Annotated in this window: 16 protein-coding genes; 12 read left to right on the forward strand and 4 right to left on the reverse strand. The window is 72.2% G+C overall.

Going from position 1 to position 18043, the window contains the following annotated elements; translation table 11 throughout:
* Nucleotides 1–113: 113 nt before the first annotated feature.
* Nucleotides 114–617 (reverse strand): hypothetical protein, encoded by a 504-nt coding sequence (locus RM609_RS12450; RefSeq protein ID WP_311610442.1) that lies wholly within the window; start codon nucleotides 615–617, stop codon nucleotides 114–116.
* A 235-nt stretch (nucleotides 618–852) separates the two neighbouring features.
* On the opposite strand from RM609_RS12450, the gene fmt reads away from it, so the two are divergent.
* The 8 genes from fmt (at nucleotide 853) to RM609_RS12490 (ending at nucleotide 10276) form a co-directional block, all read left to right on the forward strand.
* Nucleotides 853–1788 (forward strand): methionyl-tRNA formyltransferase, encoded by a 936-nt coding sequence (fmt, locus tag RM609_RS12455; RefSeq protein WP_311610443.1) that lies wholly within the window; start codon nucleotides 853–855, stop codon nucleotides 1786–1788.
* 102 nt (nucleotides 1789–1890) lie between these two features.
* A complete protein-coding gene (locus RM609_RS12460; RefSeq protein ID WP_311610444.1) occupies nucleotides 1891–3327 on the forward strand; it encodes an RsmB/NOP family class I SAM-dependent RNA methyltransferase in 1437 nt (478 codons plus the stop codon).
* A gap of 104 nt (nucleotides 3328–3431) precedes the next feature.
* Complete coding sequence (gene rpe / locus RM609_RS12465) at nucleotides 3432–4118, forward strand: ribulose-phosphate 3-epimerase (protein ID WP_311610445.1); 687 nt, start codon at nucleotides 3432–3434, stop codon at nucleotides 4116–4118.
* A gap of 219 nt (nucleotides 4119–4337) precedes the next feature.
* Nucleotides 4338–5327, forward strand: a complete 990-nt coding sequence (locus RM609_RS12470; protein ID WP_311610446.1) for a sugar-binding transcriptional regulator — start codon at nucleotides 4338–4340, stop codon at nucleotides 5325–5327.
* 219 nt (nucleotides 5328–5546) lie between these two features.
* A complete protein-coding gene (locus RM609_RS12475) occupies nucleotides 5547–7001 on the forward strand; it encodes a GuaB1 family IMP dehydrogenase-related protein (RefSeq protein WP_311610447.1) in 1455 nt (484 codons plus the stop codon).
* Between the two features lie 349 nt (nucleotides 7002–7350).
* Entirely contained in the window at nucleotides 7351–9018 is a 1668-nt protein-coding gene (locus tag RM609_RS12480) for an amino acid permease (protein ID WP_438828424.1), read from the forward strand.
* A 139-nt stretch (nucleotides 9019–9157) separates the two neighbouring features.
* Nucleotides 9158–9724 carry a GNAT family N-acetyltransferase gene (locus RM609_RS12485; protein ID WP_311610449.1) on the forward strand — a complete coding sequence of 189 codons (567 nt, stop codon included), beginning with the start codon at nucleotides 9158–9160 and terminating at the stop codon, nucleotides 9722–9724.
* Nucleotides 9725–9820: 96 nt separating this feature from the next.
* Nucleotides 9821–10276, forward strand: a complete 456-nt coding sequence (locus RM609_RS12490) for an Lrp/AsnC family transcriptional regulator (RefSeq protein ID WP_126913291.1) — start codon at nucleotides 9821–9823, stop codon at nucleotides 10274–10276.
* A 16-nt stretch (nucleotides 10277–10292) separates the two neighbouring features.
* Here RM609_RS12490 and RM609_RS12495 read toward each other — a convergent pair whose 3' ends face one another.
* The gene (locus RM609_RS12495; RefSeq protein WP_311610451.1) at nucleotides 10293–11417 is read right to left on the reverse strand and encodes a questin oxidase family protein; all 1125 of its coding nucleotides are present in this window, start codon (nucleotides 11415–11417) and stop codon (nucleotides 10293–10295) included.
* 67 nt (nucleotides 11418–11484) lie between these two features.
* On the opposite strand from RM609_RS12495, the gene RM609_RS12500 reads away from it, so the two are divergent.
* The 3 genes from RM609_RS12500 (at nucleotide 11485) to RM609_RS12510 (ending at nucleotide 14736) form a co-directional block, all read left to right on the forward strand.
* Nucleotides 11485–11976, forward strand: coding sequence for a MarR family winged helix-turn-helix transcriptional regulator (locus RM609_RS12500; protein ID WP_311610452.1), 492 nt, complete (start codon nucleotides 11485–11487; stop codon nucleotides 11974–11976).
* A gap of 192 nt (nucleotides 11977–12168) precedes the next feature.
* Nucleotides 12169–12969, forward strand: a complete 801-nt coding sequence (locus RM609_RS12505) for a carbon-nitrogen hydrolase family protein (RefSeq protein ID WP_311610453.1) — start codon at nucleotides 12169–12171, stop codon at nucleotides 12967–12969.
* 60 nt (nucleotides 12970–13029) lie between these two features.
* Nucleotides 13030–14736 carry a flavin monoamine oxidase family protein gene (locus RM609_RS12510; protein WP_311610454.1) on the forward strand — a complete coding sequence of 569 codons (1707 nt, stop codon included), beginning with the start codon at nucleotides 13030–13032 and terminating at the stop codon, nucleotides 14734–14736.
* Nucleotides 14737–14819: 83 nt separating this feature from the next.
* Here the strand turns inward: RM609_RS12510 and RM609_RS12515 are convergent, their stop codons facing one another.
* Together RM609_RS12515 and RM609_RS12520 are read right to left on the reverse strand one after the other, a co-directional pair.
* Complete coding sequence (locus tag RM609_RS12515; RefSeq protein WP_311610456.1) at nucleotides 14820–15512, reverse strand: DUF5995 family protein; 693 nt, start codon at nucleotides 15510–15512, stop codon at nucleotides 14820–14822.
* Between the two features lie 114 nt (nucleotides 15513–15626).
* Nucleotides 15627–17039: a uracil-xanthine permease family protein gene (locus tag RM609_RS12520; protein ID WP_311610458.1), complete on the reverse strand. Its 1413-nt coding sequence runs from the start codon at nucleotides 17037–17039 to the stop codon at nucleotides 15627–15629.
* 231 nt (nucleotides 17040–17270) lie between these two features.
* Here RM609_RS12520 and RM609_RS12525 point away from each other — a divergent pair, with 231 nt between their 5' ends.
* Nucleotides 17271–17972, forward strand: a complete 702-nt coding sequence (locus RM609_RS12525) for a hypothetical protein (RefSeq protein WP_311610460.1) — start codon at nucleotides 17271–17273, stop codon at nucleotides 17970–17972.
* Nucleotides 17973–18043 lie beyond the last annotated feature (71 nt).

The raw sequence follows: 18043 nt of genomic DNA on the forward strand, positions 1-18043 counted from the left end.
ACCCCGGGGGATGGGGGCCGATGTTTCCGGGGCTTCACCCCGGTACCCGCGCGGGCCGGGGCCGCCACTGCCCGGGGCTGCGCCCCGCCAGACCCGGGCCGGGCCCGGGGAGATCAGCCGTTTCGGGGGCCCGGAAACGCCGACGCGCGCGGCTCCTCGCGGTGGGGCGAGGGCTGGCCCGGGACCGTGCGGGCCGCCGGGACGATCGGTACCGGCGTGGGCTCCGCCGTGCGGACGGAGTCGGGCGCCTCGGCCGTGGCCTGCGCGCCCGCGCGCCGCGCGCCGTAACGGCGGTGCACCGCCTGCTTGGTGACGCCGAGCGCCGAACCCACCGCGTCCCACGAGAAGCCCAGCGAACGGTCGAAGTCCACCGCGGCCGTGACCAGCGTCTCGACGCTGTCCCTCAGCTCCTGCGCCAGCCGGACGGTGGGCGCGGGGGCGCGGCCGTAGACGACGAAGCCCGCCGACGGGCCGGTGCGGCGCGGCCGGTAGACATTGCCCAGCTGGGCGGTGAGGGTGCGCAGGGCGTCCACCTGGCGGCGGACCCTCTCGATGTCCCGGACCAGAAGATGCAGGCTGGCCCGTGCCTGGGCGTCGTGGGTTGCGTGGTCGGGCATGAACAAGCCTCTCGGACCGGCGGTTAAAGGGACGTTCGGGTGGGAGAAAGGAAGGCGGGCCGCAGTTGCGGCCCGTTTCGGTCAATCTCTCTTGACCCAACGCGCCACGGGCCGCTGGGTCACGGTATGGGGGCGTACATCCGCCGGAATGGGGCGCGTGTCAGCCCGCACGCCCCCTGTGCCAAGGGCGCCTCTAGACTGAGACGCCGCTCACCAGAGAGGTAGTCCGCCACCCATGAGGCTCGTCTTCGCCGGTACCCCCGAGGTCGCCGTTCCCGCCCTCGATGCCCTGATCGCCTCGGACCGCCACGAGGTCGTCGCCGTCGTCACCCGGCCCGACGCGCCCGCCGGGCGTGGCCGCCGGCTGGTCGCCAGCCCCGTCGCCGAGCGCGCCGAGGAGGCCGGCATCGAGGTGCTCAAGCCCGTCCGGCCGCGCGATGAGGACTTCCTCGCCCGGCTGCGGGAGATCGCCCCGGACTGCTGCCCCGTCGTCGCCTACGGCGCCCTGCTGCCCAAGGCCGCCCTGGAGATCCCCACCCACGGGTGGGTGAATCTCCACTTCTCGCTGCTGCCCGCCTGGCGCGGCGCCGCCCCCGTGCAGCACGCGATCCTCGCCGGTGACGACATGACCGGCGCCTCCACGTTCCAGATCGAGGAGGGCCTGGACTCCGGCCCCGTCTACGGGGTGCTGACCGAGCACGTCCGCCCCACCGACACCAGTGGTGACCTGCTGACGCGGCTGGCCTTCGCCGGTTCCGGGCTGCTCGCCGCGACCATGGACGGCATCGAGGACGGCACGCTCAAGGCCGTGCCGCAGCCGGCGGACGGCATCACGCTCGCCCCGAAGATCAGCGTCGAGGACGCCCGGATCGACTGGGCCGCGCCCGCCCTGCGCGCCGACCGCGTCGTACGCGGCTGCGCCCCGGCGCCCGGTGCCTGGACGACCTTCCGCGGCGAGCGCCTGAAGGTCATGTCCGTGGCCCTCGACCCCGCCCGTACGGACCTGGCGCCCGGCGAGATCGCCGCCGCCAAGAACTCCGTCCACGTGGGCACCGGCTCCCACGCCGTCCAGCTCCAGTGGGTCCAGCCGCAGGGCAAGAAGCCGATGCAGGCCGCCGACTGGGCGCGCGGCGTGCGCATCGCCCAAGGTGAGAAGCTCGGCGGCGAGTGAGCCGGGAGCGGCCCGGGGCGAGCCGGCGGTGGCCCGGGGTGGGGCAGGAGTGATCCGGCGTAGGCTGGAGTTCCTCATCACCCCAGCTCCGGAGCACCTTTCGTGAACGACCAGGCCCCTCGCAAGCGCCCCGCAAAGCCCTACCGCCGGCCCAAGAAGGACCCGGTGCGGATACTCGCCTTCGAGGCGCTGCGGGCCGTCGACGAGCGGGACGCGTACGCGAACCTGGTGCTCCCGCCGCTGCTCCGCAAGGCTCGGGAGCAGGAGGGCTTCGAGACCCGCGACGCCGCCCTCGCCACCGAGCTCGTCTACGGGACGCTGCGCCGCCAGGGCACCTACGACGCGATCATCGCCGCCTGCGTGGACCGCCCGCTGCGCGAGGTCGACCCGCCGGTACTCGACGTCCTGAGCCTCGGCGCCCACCAGCTGCTCGGCACCCGCATCCCCACGCACGCGGCGGTCTCGGCCACCGTCGAGCTGGCCCGGGTGGTGCTCGGCGACGGGCGGGCCAAGTTCGTCAACGCCGTCCTGCGCCGGGTCACCGCCCATGACCTGGACGGCTGGCTGGAGAAGGTCGCCCCGCCCTACGAGGACGACCCCGAGGAGCACCTCGCCGTCGTCCACTCCCACCCGCGCTGGATCGTCTCCGCGATGTGGGACGCGCTCGGCGGCCCCCGGGCCGGTATCGAGGACCTGCTGGAGGCGGACAACGAGCGCCCCGAGGTCACCCTGGTCGCCCGCCCCGGCCGGGCCACGACCGAGGAGCTGATCGCGGCGGTCGGCGAGGACTCCGCCCTGCCCGGCCGCTGGTCGCCCTGCGCGGTCCGGCTCGCCGAGGGCGGCGAGCCCGGCGCGCTGGAGCCCGTCCGGGAGGGGCGCGCGGGCGTCCAGGACGAGGGCAGCCAGCTGATCGCCCTCGCCCTGGCCGAGGTCCCCGTCGAGGGGCCGGACAAGCGCTGGCTGGACGGCTGCGCGGGCCCCGGCGGCAAGGCCGCCCTGCTCGGCGCGCTCGCCGCGCAGCGGGGCGCCGCGCTGCTGGCGTCCGAGAAGCAGCCGCACCGGGCCCGCCTCGTCGCCCGCGCCCTGGCCGGCAACCCCGGCCCGTACGAGGTCATCGCCGCGGACGGTACGCGTCCGCCGTGGCGCGAGGGGTCCTTCGACCGGGCCCTGGTCGATGTGCCCTGCTCGGGTCTGGGCGCCCTGCGCCGCCGTCCCGAGGCCCGCTGGCGCCGCCGCCCCGAGGACCTGGCCGGCTTCGCGCCGCTCCAGCGGGGGCTGCTGCGCGAGGCGCTGCGCTCCGTGCGCGTCGGCGGCGTCGTCGGCTACGCCACCTGCTCGCCGCACCTGGCGGAGACCCGGGCCGTCGTCGAGGACGTGCTGCGCGGCCGCGGTGGCGAGGCCCCGCCCGCCGAGTGGATCGACGCCCGCCCCTTCATGCAGGGCGTCCCGGTGCTGGGCGACGGCCCGGACGTCCAGCTGTGGCCGCATCTTCACGGCACGGACGCGATGTACCTGGCGCTGCTGCGCCGTACGGGCTGACCTCCCGGCCGGGGACGCTCGCGCCCCCGGCCGGCGGCCGGGCTCCCCCGGCCGCCGCCGGGCCCGTGTCACGGGCATGAGCGGCGGCATGGCAGGCTTGGGGCATGGCAGTGCAGATCAACCCCAGCATCCTTTCCGCGGATTTCGCGCGCCTGGCCGACGAGGCGCAGGCCGTGCGGGGCGCCGACTGGCTCCACGTCGATGTGATGGACAATCACTTCGTCCCCAATCTGACGCTCGGCGTTCCCGTCGTCGAGTCGCTGCTCAAGGCGACCGACACGCCGCTGGACTGCCATCTGATGATCGCGGACCCCGACCGCTGGGCCCCGCAGTACGCGGAGGTGGGCGCCGGCTCGGTGACCTTCCACGCGGAGGCGGCCCACGCGCCCGTACGGCTCGCGCGGGAGATCCGGCGGCTGGGGGCCCGGGCGTCGATGGCGCTCAAGCCCGCGACGCCCATCGAGCCCTTCGAGGACCTGCTCCCCGAGCTCGACATGCTGCTGATCATGACCGTCGAGCCGGGCTTCGGCGGCCAGTCGTTCCTCGACATCATGCTGCCCAAGATCCGCCGCACCCGTGAGCTGATCTCGCGCCACAACCTCCCCATCTGGCTCCAGGTGGACGGCGGCGTCTCGGCCGCCACCATCGAGCGGTGCGCGGAGGCGGGCGCGGACGTGTTCGTGGCCGGCTCCGCCGTCTACGGTATGGACGACCCGGCGGAGGCCGTACGGGCCCTACGCGCTCAGGCGGAGCAGGCGACCCTCGGCGCGCCCTGGGCCTGCGCGCACTGAGCGGTCCGTACCGCTCGCCCGAATTGCTGAGGGCCGAGGTCGAGGTCTGATCACGGACCGTCGAATCTGACAGGATGACATCGGGCCCACGCGTCACAGCGGGACAGCCTCAGCAGAAACAGCTACATCCACACCAGTAACTACCCACGCGGTAGCAGCAAGCTTGACCACAGTAGTGAGGAGACCGCGGTGTCGACGGGCGGCCGTTCAGCCACGCCTATGGGGCCCGCCGAGCTGGTGCAGGCGGCGGCGATGGCCCGCCGTTTCTACCTCGAGGGCAAGTCGAAGATCCAGATCGCCGAGGAGTTCGGCGTGAGCCGCTTCAAGGTGGCCCGTGTGCTGGAGACGGCGCTCGAGCGCGATCTGGTGCGCATCGAGATCCGGGTGCCGGCCGAGCTGGACGCGGAGCGCTCCGACGCGCTGCGCGCCCGCTACGGCCTGCGCCACGCGGTCGTCGTGGAGTCCCCGGCCGACGCCGCCGACGACGCCGCCGACCCGGAGAACCTCGGCGAGGTCGCGGCCGGCCTGCTCGGCGAGCTGGTCCACGAGGGCGATGTGCTCGGCCTCGCCTGGGGCCGCTCCACCATCCACATGGCCGCGGCCCTCCACCGGCTGCCCCCCTGCACGGTGGTCCAGCTCACCGGCGTCTACGACGCGGGCACCGCCGAGCGCGGCTCCGTGGAGGCCGTCCGCCGGGCCGCCCAGGTCTCCGGCGGCGAGGCCCATCCGATCTACGCCCCGATGCTGCTGCCGGACACGGCCACCGCCGCCGCCCTGCGCGGTCAGACGGGCATCGCCCGGGCCTTCGAGTACTTCGACCGGGTCACCGTCGCAGCCGTGTCCATCGGCTCCTGGGAGTCCGGCGTCTCCACGGTCTACGACATGCTCACCGAGGAGGAGCGCGAGCACTACGCCTCCCTCGGCGCGGCCGCGGAGATGTCCGCACACCTCTTCGACGCCGAGGGCCGCCGCATCGGCCGGGACCTGGGCGAGCGCTGCATCACCGTCGAGGCCGACCGGCTGCGCCGTATACCGGAGGTCGTCGCGATCGCCGGCGGGCTGCGCAAGGCGGCGGCGATCGGCGCGGTGCTCCGCTCCGGACTGGTCACCAGCCTGGTCACGGACACCGCCGCCGCCGATTTCCTCCTCAACGAGACGGGCCCGGGCCCCCGCCCGGCCCTGGACCGTGCCGACCCGGACGGGGCGTAAGCAGGCGCCGCTTCCCGGGTTCCGCCCGCGTTTCACCGGGTTCCGCCGCGTTTCACCGGGATCCTCGCAGGTCAACGGCGGTGGTTGGAGGATCGGACAAGGCCCTCCCGGACAGCCCTGGAGGTTCGGGACTGGCACGGCGCCCCGGTCGGCATGGGAGAATGAAGTACGTGCTTTTCCCTCGGCATGCCTTGTCGGGGGTCACCTCGAACGACTGGGATGTATCAGCACGTGCGTTTCCTCAATGACCAGAAGCCGCCGTACGACCTGACGTACGACGATGTGTTCATGGTGCCGAGCCGCTCCGCGGTCGGCTCCCGCCAGGGTGTGGACCTCTCCGCCCCCGACGGGACCGGCACCACCATTCCGCTCGTGGTCGCGAACATGACCGCGATCGCCGGCCGCCGCATGGCGGAGACGGTCGCCCGCCGCGGTGGCCTCGTCGTCATTCCGCAGGACATTCCGATCGAGGTCGTCACCGAGGTCATCTCCTGGGTCAAGGGCCGTCACCACGTGCTCGACACCCCGATCGTGCTGGCCCCCACCCAGACCGTCGCCGACGCGCTCTCCCTGCTGCCGAAGCGGGCCCACGGCGCCGGCGTCGTCGTGGACGAGGACCAGCGCCCCGTCGGTGTCGTCACCGAGCACGACCTGTCCGGTGTGGACCGCTTCACGCAGCTCTCCGAGGTCATGTCCAAGGAGCTGCTGCTCCTCGACGCCGACATCGACCCCCGCGAGGCCTTCAACCAGCTGGACGCCGCGCACCGCAAGCTGGCCCCGGCCGTCGACAAGGACGGCAAGCTGGTCGGCATCCTGACCCGCAAGGGCGCCCTGCGCGCGACGCTGTACACCCCGGCCGTCGACAAGGACGGCAAGCTGCGCATCGCCGCCGCCGTGGGCATCAACGGCGACGTGGCCGGCAAGGCCAAGGCCCTGCTGGACGCCGGTGCCGACACCATCGTCGTGGACACCGCGCACGGCCACCAGGAAGGCATGATCTCCGCGGTCAAGGCCGTCCGGTCGCTCGACCCGCGGGTCCCGATCGTCGCGGGCAACATCGTCGCCGCCGAGGGCGTGCGCGACCTCATCGAGGCCGGCGCGGACATCATCAAGGTCGGTGTGGGCCCGGGCGCCATGTGCACCACCCGCATGATGACCGGCGTGGGCCGCCCGCAGTTCTCCGCGGTGCTCGAGTGCGCCGCCGAGGCCAAGAAGTACGGCAAGCACGTCTGGGCCGACGGTGGCGTCCGTCACCCGCGCGACGTGGCCATGGCGCTGGCCGCCGGTGCCTCCAACGTCATGATCGGCTCCTGGTTCGCCGGGACGTACGAGTCCCCGGGCGACCTCCAGCAGACCGCCGACGGCCGTCTGTACAAGGAGTCCTTCGGTATGGCGTCGGCCCGTGCCGTGCGCAACCGCACCTCCGAGGAGTCCGCCTACGACCGGGCCCGCAAGGGTCTGTTCGAGGAGGGCATCTCCACCTCCCGGATGTTCCTCGACCCGGCCCGCCCGGGCGTCGAGGACCTGATCGACTCGATCATCGCGGGTGTCCGTTCCTCCTGCACCTACGCGGGCGCGGGCTCCCTGGAGGAGTTCGCCGAGCGGGCCGTCGTCGGCGTCCAGAGCGCCGCCGGCTACGCCGAGGGCAAGCCGCTGCACGCCAGCTGGCAGTAGTCCCCACCGCCCATGAAGGGGCGCGATCCGGTTCGCCGGGTCGCGCCCCTTTTTTGCTACCCCTGTACCGATTCATAACACCGTGCGCAATGATTCACTGCTAAAGGCACCCCGACGCAATGATCGAACGGGCATACGCAAGAATGGTGCATTACGAGCGCGGGCCCTCACCTCGTAAGGTCTGCGCAGAACGTGGAGTGGCGGATACCGCTTGCTCGGCGGTACCCCCTCGCTACGGGTTTGCTCTGCCATGCCGGCGCGCCCTGGGGCTGCCGTGCCGTCGCTCCCGACCGGCCACCCCCCGACCGGGAAATCATTGAACGGAGCGACCCCTGTGGGATCGACCCCAGTGTTGGACAAAGGCGCATCGTCGGCCGTGACCGCCGATGCCAAGCGTGCCCCGCTGCCGACCGCCGGCTTCGGCGCCCGCCTGATGCGCCGCAAGCCTGTCGAGCGCCTGGTCGCCGAGGGCGGCCAGGGCGAGGGCGGCACGCTGCGCCGTTCGCTCGGCATGTGGCAGCTGACGATGATCAGCATCGGCGCCACGCTGGGCACCGGCATCTTCGTGGTGCTGGGCGAGGCCGTGCCCAAGGCCGGCCCCGCCGTGGTGATCTCGTTTGTGATCGCCGGTCTCACCGCGCTCTTCTCGGCCCTGTCCTACGCCGAGCTCGCCGGCACCATCCCGGTCTCCGGCTCCTCGTACTCGTACGCCTACGCCACCATGGGCGAGGTCGTCGCCTGGGTCTGCGGCTGGTGCCTGATCCTGGAGTACGGCGTCTCGGTGGCGGCCGTCGCCGTCGGCTGGGGCCAGTACCTCAACGAGCTCCTCGAGGGCACCATCGGCGTCACCATCCCGACGTGGATGGCCAACCCGCCCGGCGTGGACGGCGGCGTCTTCAACCTGCCGGCCCTGCTCGTCGTGCTGCTGTGCATGGCGTTCCTGCTGGGCGGCGCCAAGGAGAGCGCCCGCGCCAACACCATCATGGTGGGCGTGAAGATCGTGGCCCTGCTGCTCTTCTGCGCCGTGGCCTTCACCGGCATCCGCGCCGGCAACTACGCCCCCTTCATGCCGCTCGGCCTCGGCGGTGTCAGCGCCGCGGGCGCCAGCCTGTTCTTCTCGTACATCGGCTTCGACGCCGCGTCGACGGCCGGCGAGGAGGCGAAGGACCCCAAGAAGGACCTGCCCAAGGCGATCATGCTCTCGCTGCTGATCGTCACCGCCCTGTACGTCCTGGTCGCGGCCGTCGCCGTCGGCGCCCTGCCGTGGAAGAAGTTCGAGGGTTCCGAGGCCGCGCTGGCCGGGATCATGAAGGACGTCACGGGTCAGAGCTTCTGGGCCGTCCTCCTGGCCGCCGGTGCCGTCATCGCCATCGCCAGCGTCGTGCTCACCGTCCTCTACGGCCAGACCCGCATCCTCTTCGCGATGTCCCGCGACGGACTGGTCCCCAAGTCCTTCGCCAAGGTCAGCAAGAAGGGCGTCCCGGTCGCCAACACCGTGATCGTCTCGCTCTTCTGCGGAGTCCTGGCCGCCGCCGTGCCGCTCGGCCAGCTCGCGGACGCCACCAGCATCGGTACGCTCTTCGCCTTCGCGCTGGTCAACATCGCCGTCATCGTGCTGCGGTTCACCCGCCCGACCATGAAGCGCAGCTTCCGGGTACCGCTTTCGGGTGTGCGGATTCCCTTCGGCGACACCACGGTGCCGCTGGCCCCGGTCTTCCCCGCCATCGGCTGCGCCATGTGCGTCTACATGATGACCAGCCTGGACATCGTGACCTGGGAGGTCTTCGGCGGCTGGATGGTCATCGGCCTGGTGCTCTACTTCGCCTACGGCATGCGCAGCTCGCGGCTCGCCCGGGAGGCCGGCGGTGAGCTGGTGGCGGATGTGACCGAGGTGGCCCAGGAGGCGCCCGAGGCGGCTCCGAAGGCGGCGGCGAAGACCGCCCAGGCCCCCGCCAAGGCCGCGAAGCCGACGGCGAAGCGTTCCGCCAAGTCCCGGAAGCCTTCCAACAGGAAATGATCTTCTTCCGCGCCGTCCTATGATCCCGGCTGCCGGGTCCGCTCCGCGCGGGCCCGGCAGCCACGTATGTCGAACCCGGCAGCCGGGTATGTCGACGGCCCCGGCCCGGCCGTCCGGGGCACGGAAGGGATCACATCCGATGAGCAGCCCCCACCTCCTGCTGACCGGCGACCGGCTCGCCCTGGGAATGCCCCGTGACGAGATGCTGACCGAGTACCACAAATGGGAGACCGACCCCGGTAGCGTCCTGGGCCGCGGCAGCGGCTTCCCGCAGACTTGGGAGGCCCGGGCCGACGAGTGGGACCGCGCGCTCGGCGACCGTGACCGTCCGTGCTTCGAGATCGTCCGGCTCAAGGACAAGCAGCCCATCGGCCTCACCTCGCTACGGGTCGACGCCCGCGAGCGACGGGCGGAGTTCTCGCTCCTGATCGCCCCGGCCCACCGCGGCCGGCGCTTCGCCGAGGAGGCCACCCGGCTGACCCTCGACTGGTCCTTCCACCTGGGCGGGCTCCACGCCGTATGGCTGAGGATCCTGGAACCCAACCGGGCCGGGATCACCGCCTTCGAGAAGGCCGGGTTCCGGCCGACCGGCCGCTTCCGCAAATCCGGCCACTGGATGGGTCAGCGCGTCGACGAAGTCCTGATGGACGCCCTGGTCGAGGACTTCCCCGGGCCCTCCGCCATGATCACCACCCTCGGCAGATGAGCCGCCCCCACCGCGCACGGGTCGGGAGCGGGGCCGGGCACGTGATCTACTGCTGGTAGCAGCAGCCATGACCCGGAGAAAAGTGATCCACCCGCCGTGCGATTGAACGAGCTCGACGAACGCATCGTGCATGCCCTGGCCGAGGACGCCAGGCGCTCCTACGCCGACATCGGAGCGGAGATCGGCCTGTCCGCGCCCGCCGTCAAACGGAGGGTGGACCGGCTGCGCGCCGAGGGCGCCATCACCGGCTTCACCGTACGTGTGGACCCGGCGGCGCTCGGCTGGGAGACCGAGGGGTTCATCGAGCTCTACTGCCGCCGCAACACCTCGCCCGAGGCGATCCACCGGGGCCTCTCGCGCTACCCGGAGGTGGCGTCGGCCTCCACCGTCACCGGTGAGGCCGACGCCATCGTGCAGATCTTCGCCTCGGACATGCGCCACTTCGAGCGGGTCCTGGAGCGCATCGCGGGCGAGCCCTTCGTGGAGCGCACCAAGTCCGTGCTGGTCCTCTCGCCGCTGCTGCGCCGCTTCAGCTCCGGCGCCCCGTCCTGACCCGGGCCTCAAGAGGTCAGCGGCGGCCGGCGACGCCGATCGCGCCACCGGTGTCCAGCCGGCTGACGCGTCCCTGGGCGGCGAAGGCCGCGGCGAGATAGCGCGGGTCGGGCCGCAGCGCGTGTTCACGCAGGCAGGCCTCGGTGAACTTGATGACGTGCTCGTCGCCGTGCTCCACCGCCCGCGCGGCCAGCTCGGGGAGCGCGGGCGCCACCTCCGCCTCCGCCCGCCAGGCGTCGGTGCCCTCGCCGCGCCGGTCGGTGGTGAACGCCAGCAGGAAGGTCGTGTGGACCTGCCAGAGGGCGGCCAACGTCGGCTCGTGCAGCTCCGGCGGCAGGTGGGGGAGGACCAGCCGGGCGGCCGCGGGCGCGGTCACCCCGTGGATCAGCGGGACGGGGAAGACCTCGGGGTGGGCGAGGTAGACGTCGGCGAACCGGAGGGTCATCTCGCTCAGCAGCCGGTCCGCGCGGTCCGGCGCGAGCGCCTCCAACGCCTCGCCGTAGCCGGGGAGTTCGGCGAGCCGGGCGAGGCGCTGCCGGGGGACCTCCGGGCTCAGCGGCCCGTCGTGCGGGACGCGGGGGAGCGCGGCGATCGCGCCGGCCAGATCGTACGTCCCGCCCAGGCGCGGGCGGCCGGGGAGCTCGGTGAAGCGGGCGGCCCAGTAGGCCAGCCCCCGGGCGAGCTCGTCCAGCTGGAGCGGGGTGGGCCGCTCGGCGGCGTACAGGCCGCGCACGGCGTGCGCGGTGCGGATGAGGCCGTGGGTCAGCCCGGCGAAGAGGCCGGGGAGCAGCCGCGGCCACCAGCGGACGAGCACCTCGCGCCAGTGCGCCTCGGCGAGTTCGCGGGTGAAGAGGGCCTCCCAGTCGCCGGCCCGGTGGAACGCCCCGAGCGCGGGGCGCCAGGAGGACTCGTCGGCGGGGTCCAGGGCGAAGCGCGGGGCGGGCGGCTCATGGTGCTCCATGGCGCGCCGGTAGCGCTCCACCCACCGGGAGACCTCGTCCTCGTGCCCGAGGAGGGCCAGCGCCTCGGCCCCCATCGGGCCGTGATTGGCCAGGTCGACGCCCTGGCCGCGTTCGTACCCCAGATCCTTCATGCGCTCCAGGGCGTCGTTGAGGGCATCGCTGTAGCTGATCGACGGCATGATCCGGCCACCCATACCTTTCGAATATCCCAATAGTTCTGAGTTCCAAAGCATCTACAATCGAAGTATGCCGCACGCGATCAGAACCGGGACACCGCCCCGCACCCCGACCGCCGAAGAGGTCGAAGTCATCGCCCTCGTCCCCCTGTTGGAGCCCTTCTTCCGCAAGGTGCGAGTCCGGGAGCAGATGCCGCCGGCGCTGCGCGAGGCCATGGAGCAGCACGGGCTCACGGCGCGCCATGGCGCCGTGCTGCCGCATCTGCTGGCCGGCGTACCGCTGACCGTCGGCCAGATCGCCGGGCGGCTGCACGTCTCCCTGCCGACCGCCAGCGAGCTGGTGGGGGCGCTGAGCCGGGCGGGGATCGTGGAGCGGTCGGAGGACCCGGCGAACCGTCGCCGGGTGCTCGTGTCCTTGACGGTGGACTACCGGCCCCTGCTGGAGACCTTCGTCGCGCTGCGGGGGGAGCCGCTGCTGCGGGCGCTGGACGGGCTGACGCCGGAGGAGCGGGCGGGCTTCGCGGCAGGGCTGGCGGCATGGGTGCGGGAGATCCAGGGCTGACTTCCGCTGTCCAGTCCTTGAGAACCAGGGGTACGACGCAACGATTCGCCGCTACCGGGTCAAAACACGCAACGAATCCACCGTCGTCGCGCAACGTCCGCGCCTTGTCCGGCCAAGAGCCGAAACCTTACCGTCGAGTCGTTTAAACGTACGAGCGTTTGAACTGACCTGCTCGACTGCTGAAGAGGACGCATGACGCCGCTGCGTATCGCGCTCTGCCAAGGCCCCAGCGGCGTTCCCGCCTCGACCGCCGACAGCATCGCCGCCCTGGACGACGCCGCGCGCCGGGCCGCCGCCGCCGGCGCCCGGCTGCTGCTCACCGACGAGCTGTTCCTGACCGGGTACGCCCTCGGCGCGGCCGTCGGCGGGCTCGCCGAGCCCGCCGACGGCCCCGGCGCCCGGGCGGTCGCGCGGATCGCCGCCGAGCACGGCCTGGCCATCGGCTACGGCTACCCCGAGCGCGACGGTGCGGAGATCTTCAACTCCGTCCAGCTGATCGGCCCCGACGGGGCCCGGCTGGCGAACTACCGCAAGACCCATCTCTTCGGCGAGTACGAGACCACCAGCTTCACCCCCGGCCGGGACCTCGTCGTCCAGGCCGAGCTCGACGGCGTCCGGATCGGGATCCTGATCTGCTACGACGTCGAGTTCCCCGAGGCCGTCCGGGCGCACGCCCTGGCCGGCACCGAGCTGCTGCTCGTCCCCACCGCGCTGATGCGGCCGTACGAGATCGTCCCGCAGACGATCGTCCCGGCCCGCGCGTGGGAGAACCAGCTCTACATCGCCTACGCCAACCGCTGCGGCGTGGAAGGCGACTTCACCTTCGCGGGGCTGTCCTGTCTGGCCGCCCCGGACGGGACCGTACGGGCCCGGGCCGGCGCCGGCGAGGACCTGGTCGTCGCCGACGTCGACCCGGAGCTGCTCCGGGCGTCACGCGCCGAGAACCCCTATCTCGGCGACCGCCGCCCGGCGCTCTACACCTCGCTCACCTGACCCGCGGACCCCGCCCCGCGCACCCCCTCAACACCCCCTGCCAGTAGGAGAGTCCAGCCGATGACGTCCACGGTGCCCCCCGCCGCCCACGACGAGCACGAGCAGGCCCAGCCCGTCGAGCCGCCGATCACCATGTTCGGCCCGGACTTCCCCTTCGCGTACGACGACTTCCTCGCCCACCCGGCGGGCCTCGGCCAGATCCCGGCCACCGAGCACGGCGCCGAGGTCGCCGTCATCGGCGGCGGCCTGTCCGGCATCGTCGCCGCGTACGAGCTGATGAAGATGGGCCTCAAGCCTGTCGTCTACGAGGCCGACCAGATCGGCGGCCGGCTGCGCACGGTGGGCTTCGAGGGCTGCGACGACGAGCTGACCGCCGAGATGGGCGCGATGCGCTTCCCCCCGTCCTCCACCGCCTTCCAGCACTACATCGACCTGGTGGGCCTGGAGACCAAGCCGTTCCCCAACCCGCTGGCGCCCGACACCCCCTCGACCGTCGTCGACCTCAAGGGCGAGTCGCACTACGCCGAGACGATCGACGACCTGCCGCAGGTCTACCGTGACGTCGCCACCGCGTGGAACGCCTGTCTGGAGGAGGGCGCCGACTTCACCGACATGAACCGCGCCATGCGCGAGCGCGACGTGCCGCGCATCCGCGAGATCTGGGCGAAGCTCGTCGAGAAGCTCGACGACCAGACCTTCTACGGCTTCCTCTGCGAGTCCGAGGCCTTCAAGTCCTTCCGGCACCGGGAGATCTTCGGCCAGGTCGGCTTCGGCACCGGCGGCTGGGACACCGACTTCCCCAACTCCATCCTGGAGATCCTGCGCGTCGTCTACACCGAGGCGGACGACCACCACCGCGGCATCGTCGGCGGCAGCCAGCAGCTTCCGCTGCGGCTGTGGGAGCGCGAGCCGGAGAAGATCGTCCACTGGGCGCAGGGCACCTCGCTGTCCTCGCTGCACGACGGCGCCCCCCGCCCGGCCGTCACCCGGCTGCACCGCACGGCGGGCAACCGCATCACGGTGACCGACGCGACCGGCGACATCCGCACCTACCGGGCGGCCGTCTTCACGGCGCAGTCCTGGATGCTGCTCTCCAAGATCGCGTGCGACGACTCGCTCTTCCCGATCGACCACTGGACGGCGATCGAGCGCACCCACTACATGGAGTCGTCCAAGCTCTTCGTGCCCGTGGACCGGCCGTTCTGGCTGGACAAGGACGAGGAGACCGGCCGGGACGTCATGTCGATGACGCTCACCGACCGGATGACCCGCGGCACCTACCTGCTGGACAACGGCCCGGACAAGCCGGCCGTGATCTGCCTCTCCTACACCTGGTGCGACGACAGCCTCAAGTGGCTGCCGCTGTCGGCGAACGAGCGCCTGGAGGTCATGCTCAAGTCGCTCGGCGAGATCTACCCGAAGGTCGACATCCGCAAGCACATCACCGGCAACCCGGTGACGATCTCCTGGGAGAACGAGCCCTACTTCATGGGCGCGTTCAAGGCCAACCTGCCGGGTCACTACCGCTACCAGCGACGGCTGTACACCCACTTCATGCAGGAGCGGCTGCCCGAGGACAAGCGCGGCATCTTCCTCGCGGGCGACGACATCTCCTGGACGGCCGGCTGGGCCGAGGGCGCCATCCAGACCGCGCTGAACGCCGTGTGGGGCGTCATGCACCAGTTCGGCGGCGGCACGGACGCCACCAACCCCGGCCCGGGCGACGTCTTCGACGAGATCGCGCCCGTCGAGCTGCCGGAGGACTGAGCCGCTCCACCGCTCCGGCCGCTGACGCGCGCCCGCCCGTTCGTACGGGGTGGACGGGCGTGCGTCAGCCCAGCGGGGGTGAGTCAGCCCAGCGGGGTGAGGAGACAGCGGCCGACCATGCCGACGCCGGCGTCGACGCGGTCGGTGAACTCCTCGGCCAGCTCGGGCAGATCGCGTATCGCCCACAGCGCGCGGAACGAGGCCCAGGCCGCGTTCCGCGCGGCCTCCAGGGTCCAGGAGCCGACCAGATGGGTCAGGGGATCGGCGACGTCGAGGGCGTCCGGACCAGGCATCAGCTCCTCGCGGATCCGCTCCTCCAGGGCGACGAGCGTCTCGCCGATCCGGTGGAAGTCCCCCTGGAGGGCGTGCGGCTCGACCTCCAGCACCCGGCAGGTGTCGACGAGCGCCAGCGCCAGGTCATGGCCGATGTGGGCGTTGATCCCCGCCAGCGCGAATTGCAGCGGCCGGACGGCCGGATGGCCGCGCAACTGGAACAGCGGCCGCCAGCAGGCGGGCTGCCGCCGCCCCCGCGCGGCCTGGTCGACGGCGCGCAGATAGCGCTCGGCGAAGCGCACGTCCAGCTCCGTCGTGGCGGTACGGTCCCGGAAGCCCCCCGTCGCCGTCCGCCGGCCGACCTCCTCGGTGACGGTCAGATACACCCGGTTGAAGACGGCCACCCCGTCCCCCGGCGGCAGCGCGGCCTCCAGCGCCCGCATCCGCGCCAGAACCCCCTCGATACCGGCGGGCACCGCCGGCTGTACCCGCGTCATCGTCATGCACACAGAGTGACAGATGAATGCGGAGCGTAGGTGGTCCGGTCCGATGGTTAACCAGAACGGGTGAACGGCGGGGTGTCGCCGCCGGGCTCCCGGCGGCGACACCCCGAGTGATCACGCCTGGCCGCGCGCCGGGCCCTCGCCGGTGGTGCCCTCGACCGGGTCGTAGCTGCTCGTGCCCTCGTCCAGCAGCGGCTCCTGCGCCTTGAGGTGCGCCGGGGCCAGGGCTCGCAGGACGTGGTAGCCGGACAGGACCACGATCGTGCCGAGCGCGATGCCGCCCAGCTCGAAGTTCTTGCCGAACTTCAGGGAGACGCCGCCGATGCCGATGATGACGCCCGCGGCCACCGGCACCAGGTTCAGCGGATTGCGCAGGTCGACCTTGTTGTGGACCCAGATCTGCGCGCCCAGCAGGCCGATCATGCCGTACAGGATGACGGTGATGCCGCCGAGCACACCGCCCGGGATCGCCGCGACGACGGCGCCGAACTTCGGGCAGATGCCGAAGAGCAGGGCGAAGAAGGCCGCGGCCCAGTAGGCGGCCGTGGAGTAGACGCGGGTGGCGGCCATCACGCCGATGTTCTCGGAGTACGTGGTGTTGGCCGGCCCGCCGACCGCCGTGGAGAGCACCGTCGCCGCGCCGTCCGCCGCGATCGCGGGGCCCAGCTGGTCGTCCAGCCGGTCGCCGGTCATCTCGCCGACGGCCTTGACGTGCCCCGCGTTCTCCGCGATCAGCGCGATGACCACCGGCAGCGCCACCAGCGCCGCCGACCAGCCGAAGCTCGGCCCGTGCAGCGAGGGCAGGCCGACCCAGTCCGCCTTGGCCACCCCCGAGAGGTCCAGCCGCCAGTGGTCGACGGCCTCGGCGCCGCCGTTGACCGAGTGGATCTTGCCGAAGAGCCGGTCGGACACCCACGACAGGGCATAGCCGAAGAGCAGGCCGAGGAAGATCGCGACCCGGGACCAGAAGCCCCGCAGGCACACCACCGCGAGCCCGGTGAAGAGCATGGTGAACAGCGCCGTCCACTGGTCCTGCGGCCAGTACGTCCGCGCCGTGACCGGTGCCAGGTTGAAGCCGATCAGCATGACCACGGCACCGGTGACCACCGGCGGCATCGCCGCGTGGATGATCCGCGCGCCGAACCGCCGCACCACCAGACCGGCCAGGAACAGCACCACGCCGACCACGAGGATCGCGCCGGTGACCGCCGAGCTGTCGCCGCCCTGGGCCCGGATGATCGCCGCGACGCCGACGAAGGAGAGGCTGCACCCCAGATAGCTGGGCACCCGGCCGCGGGTCGCCAGCAGGAAGAGCATCGTGGCGACGCCCGACATCATGATCGCGAGATTCGGGTCGAGACCCATCAAGACGGGTGCTACAAAAGATGCGCCAAACATCGCGACCACGTGCTGGGCGCCCAGCCCCGCGGTCCTCGGCCACGAGAGCCGTTCATCCGGTCTGACGACGGCGCCGGGTGCGGGAGTGCGCCCGTCCCCGTGCAGGGTCCAGCGGACGCCCAGGCCCATGACTGCTCCCAAAATGTTCGCGTTGTGATGATCCGGACCATGCTAAGCGGGCCCGGCGGGTGCTCCCGCGCGCCTGGAGCTGCGGGGCGGCGGGCCGCCCCGCACGGGGTGTTGCTGCGATCGGCGCAATTAACACCTCGTAGGGCTGTATGGCCACGACCGCCGGATGTTTATCAGCTCATGCGAGGTATGCGTCCCTGTGTCCGATTTCCTGCAATTCAGGAGACACACATGCGCAAGCACGTCGGCCGCACCGCGGCCGCCGCGATCATCGCCGCCGCAACCGTCGTTCCGGTCGCCGGGGTCGCTCAGGCCGCGCCGCAGATCGCGTCCGGCAACCAGGTCAAGGGCTGGGACGACGACCGTGACTGCGACCGCGGCCGTGACCACGGCCGTGACCGCGACAAGGACCGTGACCGCGACAAGGGTCGCGACCGCGACAAGGGCCGTGACCGGGACAAGGGTCGCGACCGCGACCGCGACCGGGACCGGGACTGCGACCGGGGTCGCGACCGCGACCGGGGCCGCGACCGTGACTGCGACCGCGACCGCGGCCGCCACCACGAGGACTGCGACCACCACACCCACCACCACATCTACCGGCACGTCTGGAGCCACAGCAACCTGTGGGACTGGCTGGGCGGCTGGACGAACCGCCACCACAACCGCTGGGGCGGCGGCTGGGGCGGCTGGGGCGGCGGCGAAGGCCGCTGGGGCGGCGAAGGCCGCTGGGGTGGCCACAACCGTGGCTGGGAAGAGGAGGACTGCGGCGGAGGCCGCTGGGGCGGCGGCCGCCACGGCGGTTGGGAAGACGACTGCGGCGGCGGCAAGTGGGGCGGCCACCACGAGCGCTGGGGTGGCGGCGAAGACTGCAACCGCGGCTGGGGTGGCGGTCACGGCGGTCACGGCGGCCACGGCGGCTGGGACTTCTGATCTGACCCTTCGCGCCTGAACAATCCCCCTCCACCGCGGGCCGTCGCCGCAACCCTCCGGGGTTCGGCGCA

This window comes from Streptomyces hesseae, from assembly GCF_031845785.1.
Lineage (GTDB): Bacteria > Actinomycetota > Actinomycetes > Streptomycetales > Streptomycetaceae > Streptomyces > Streptomyces hesseae.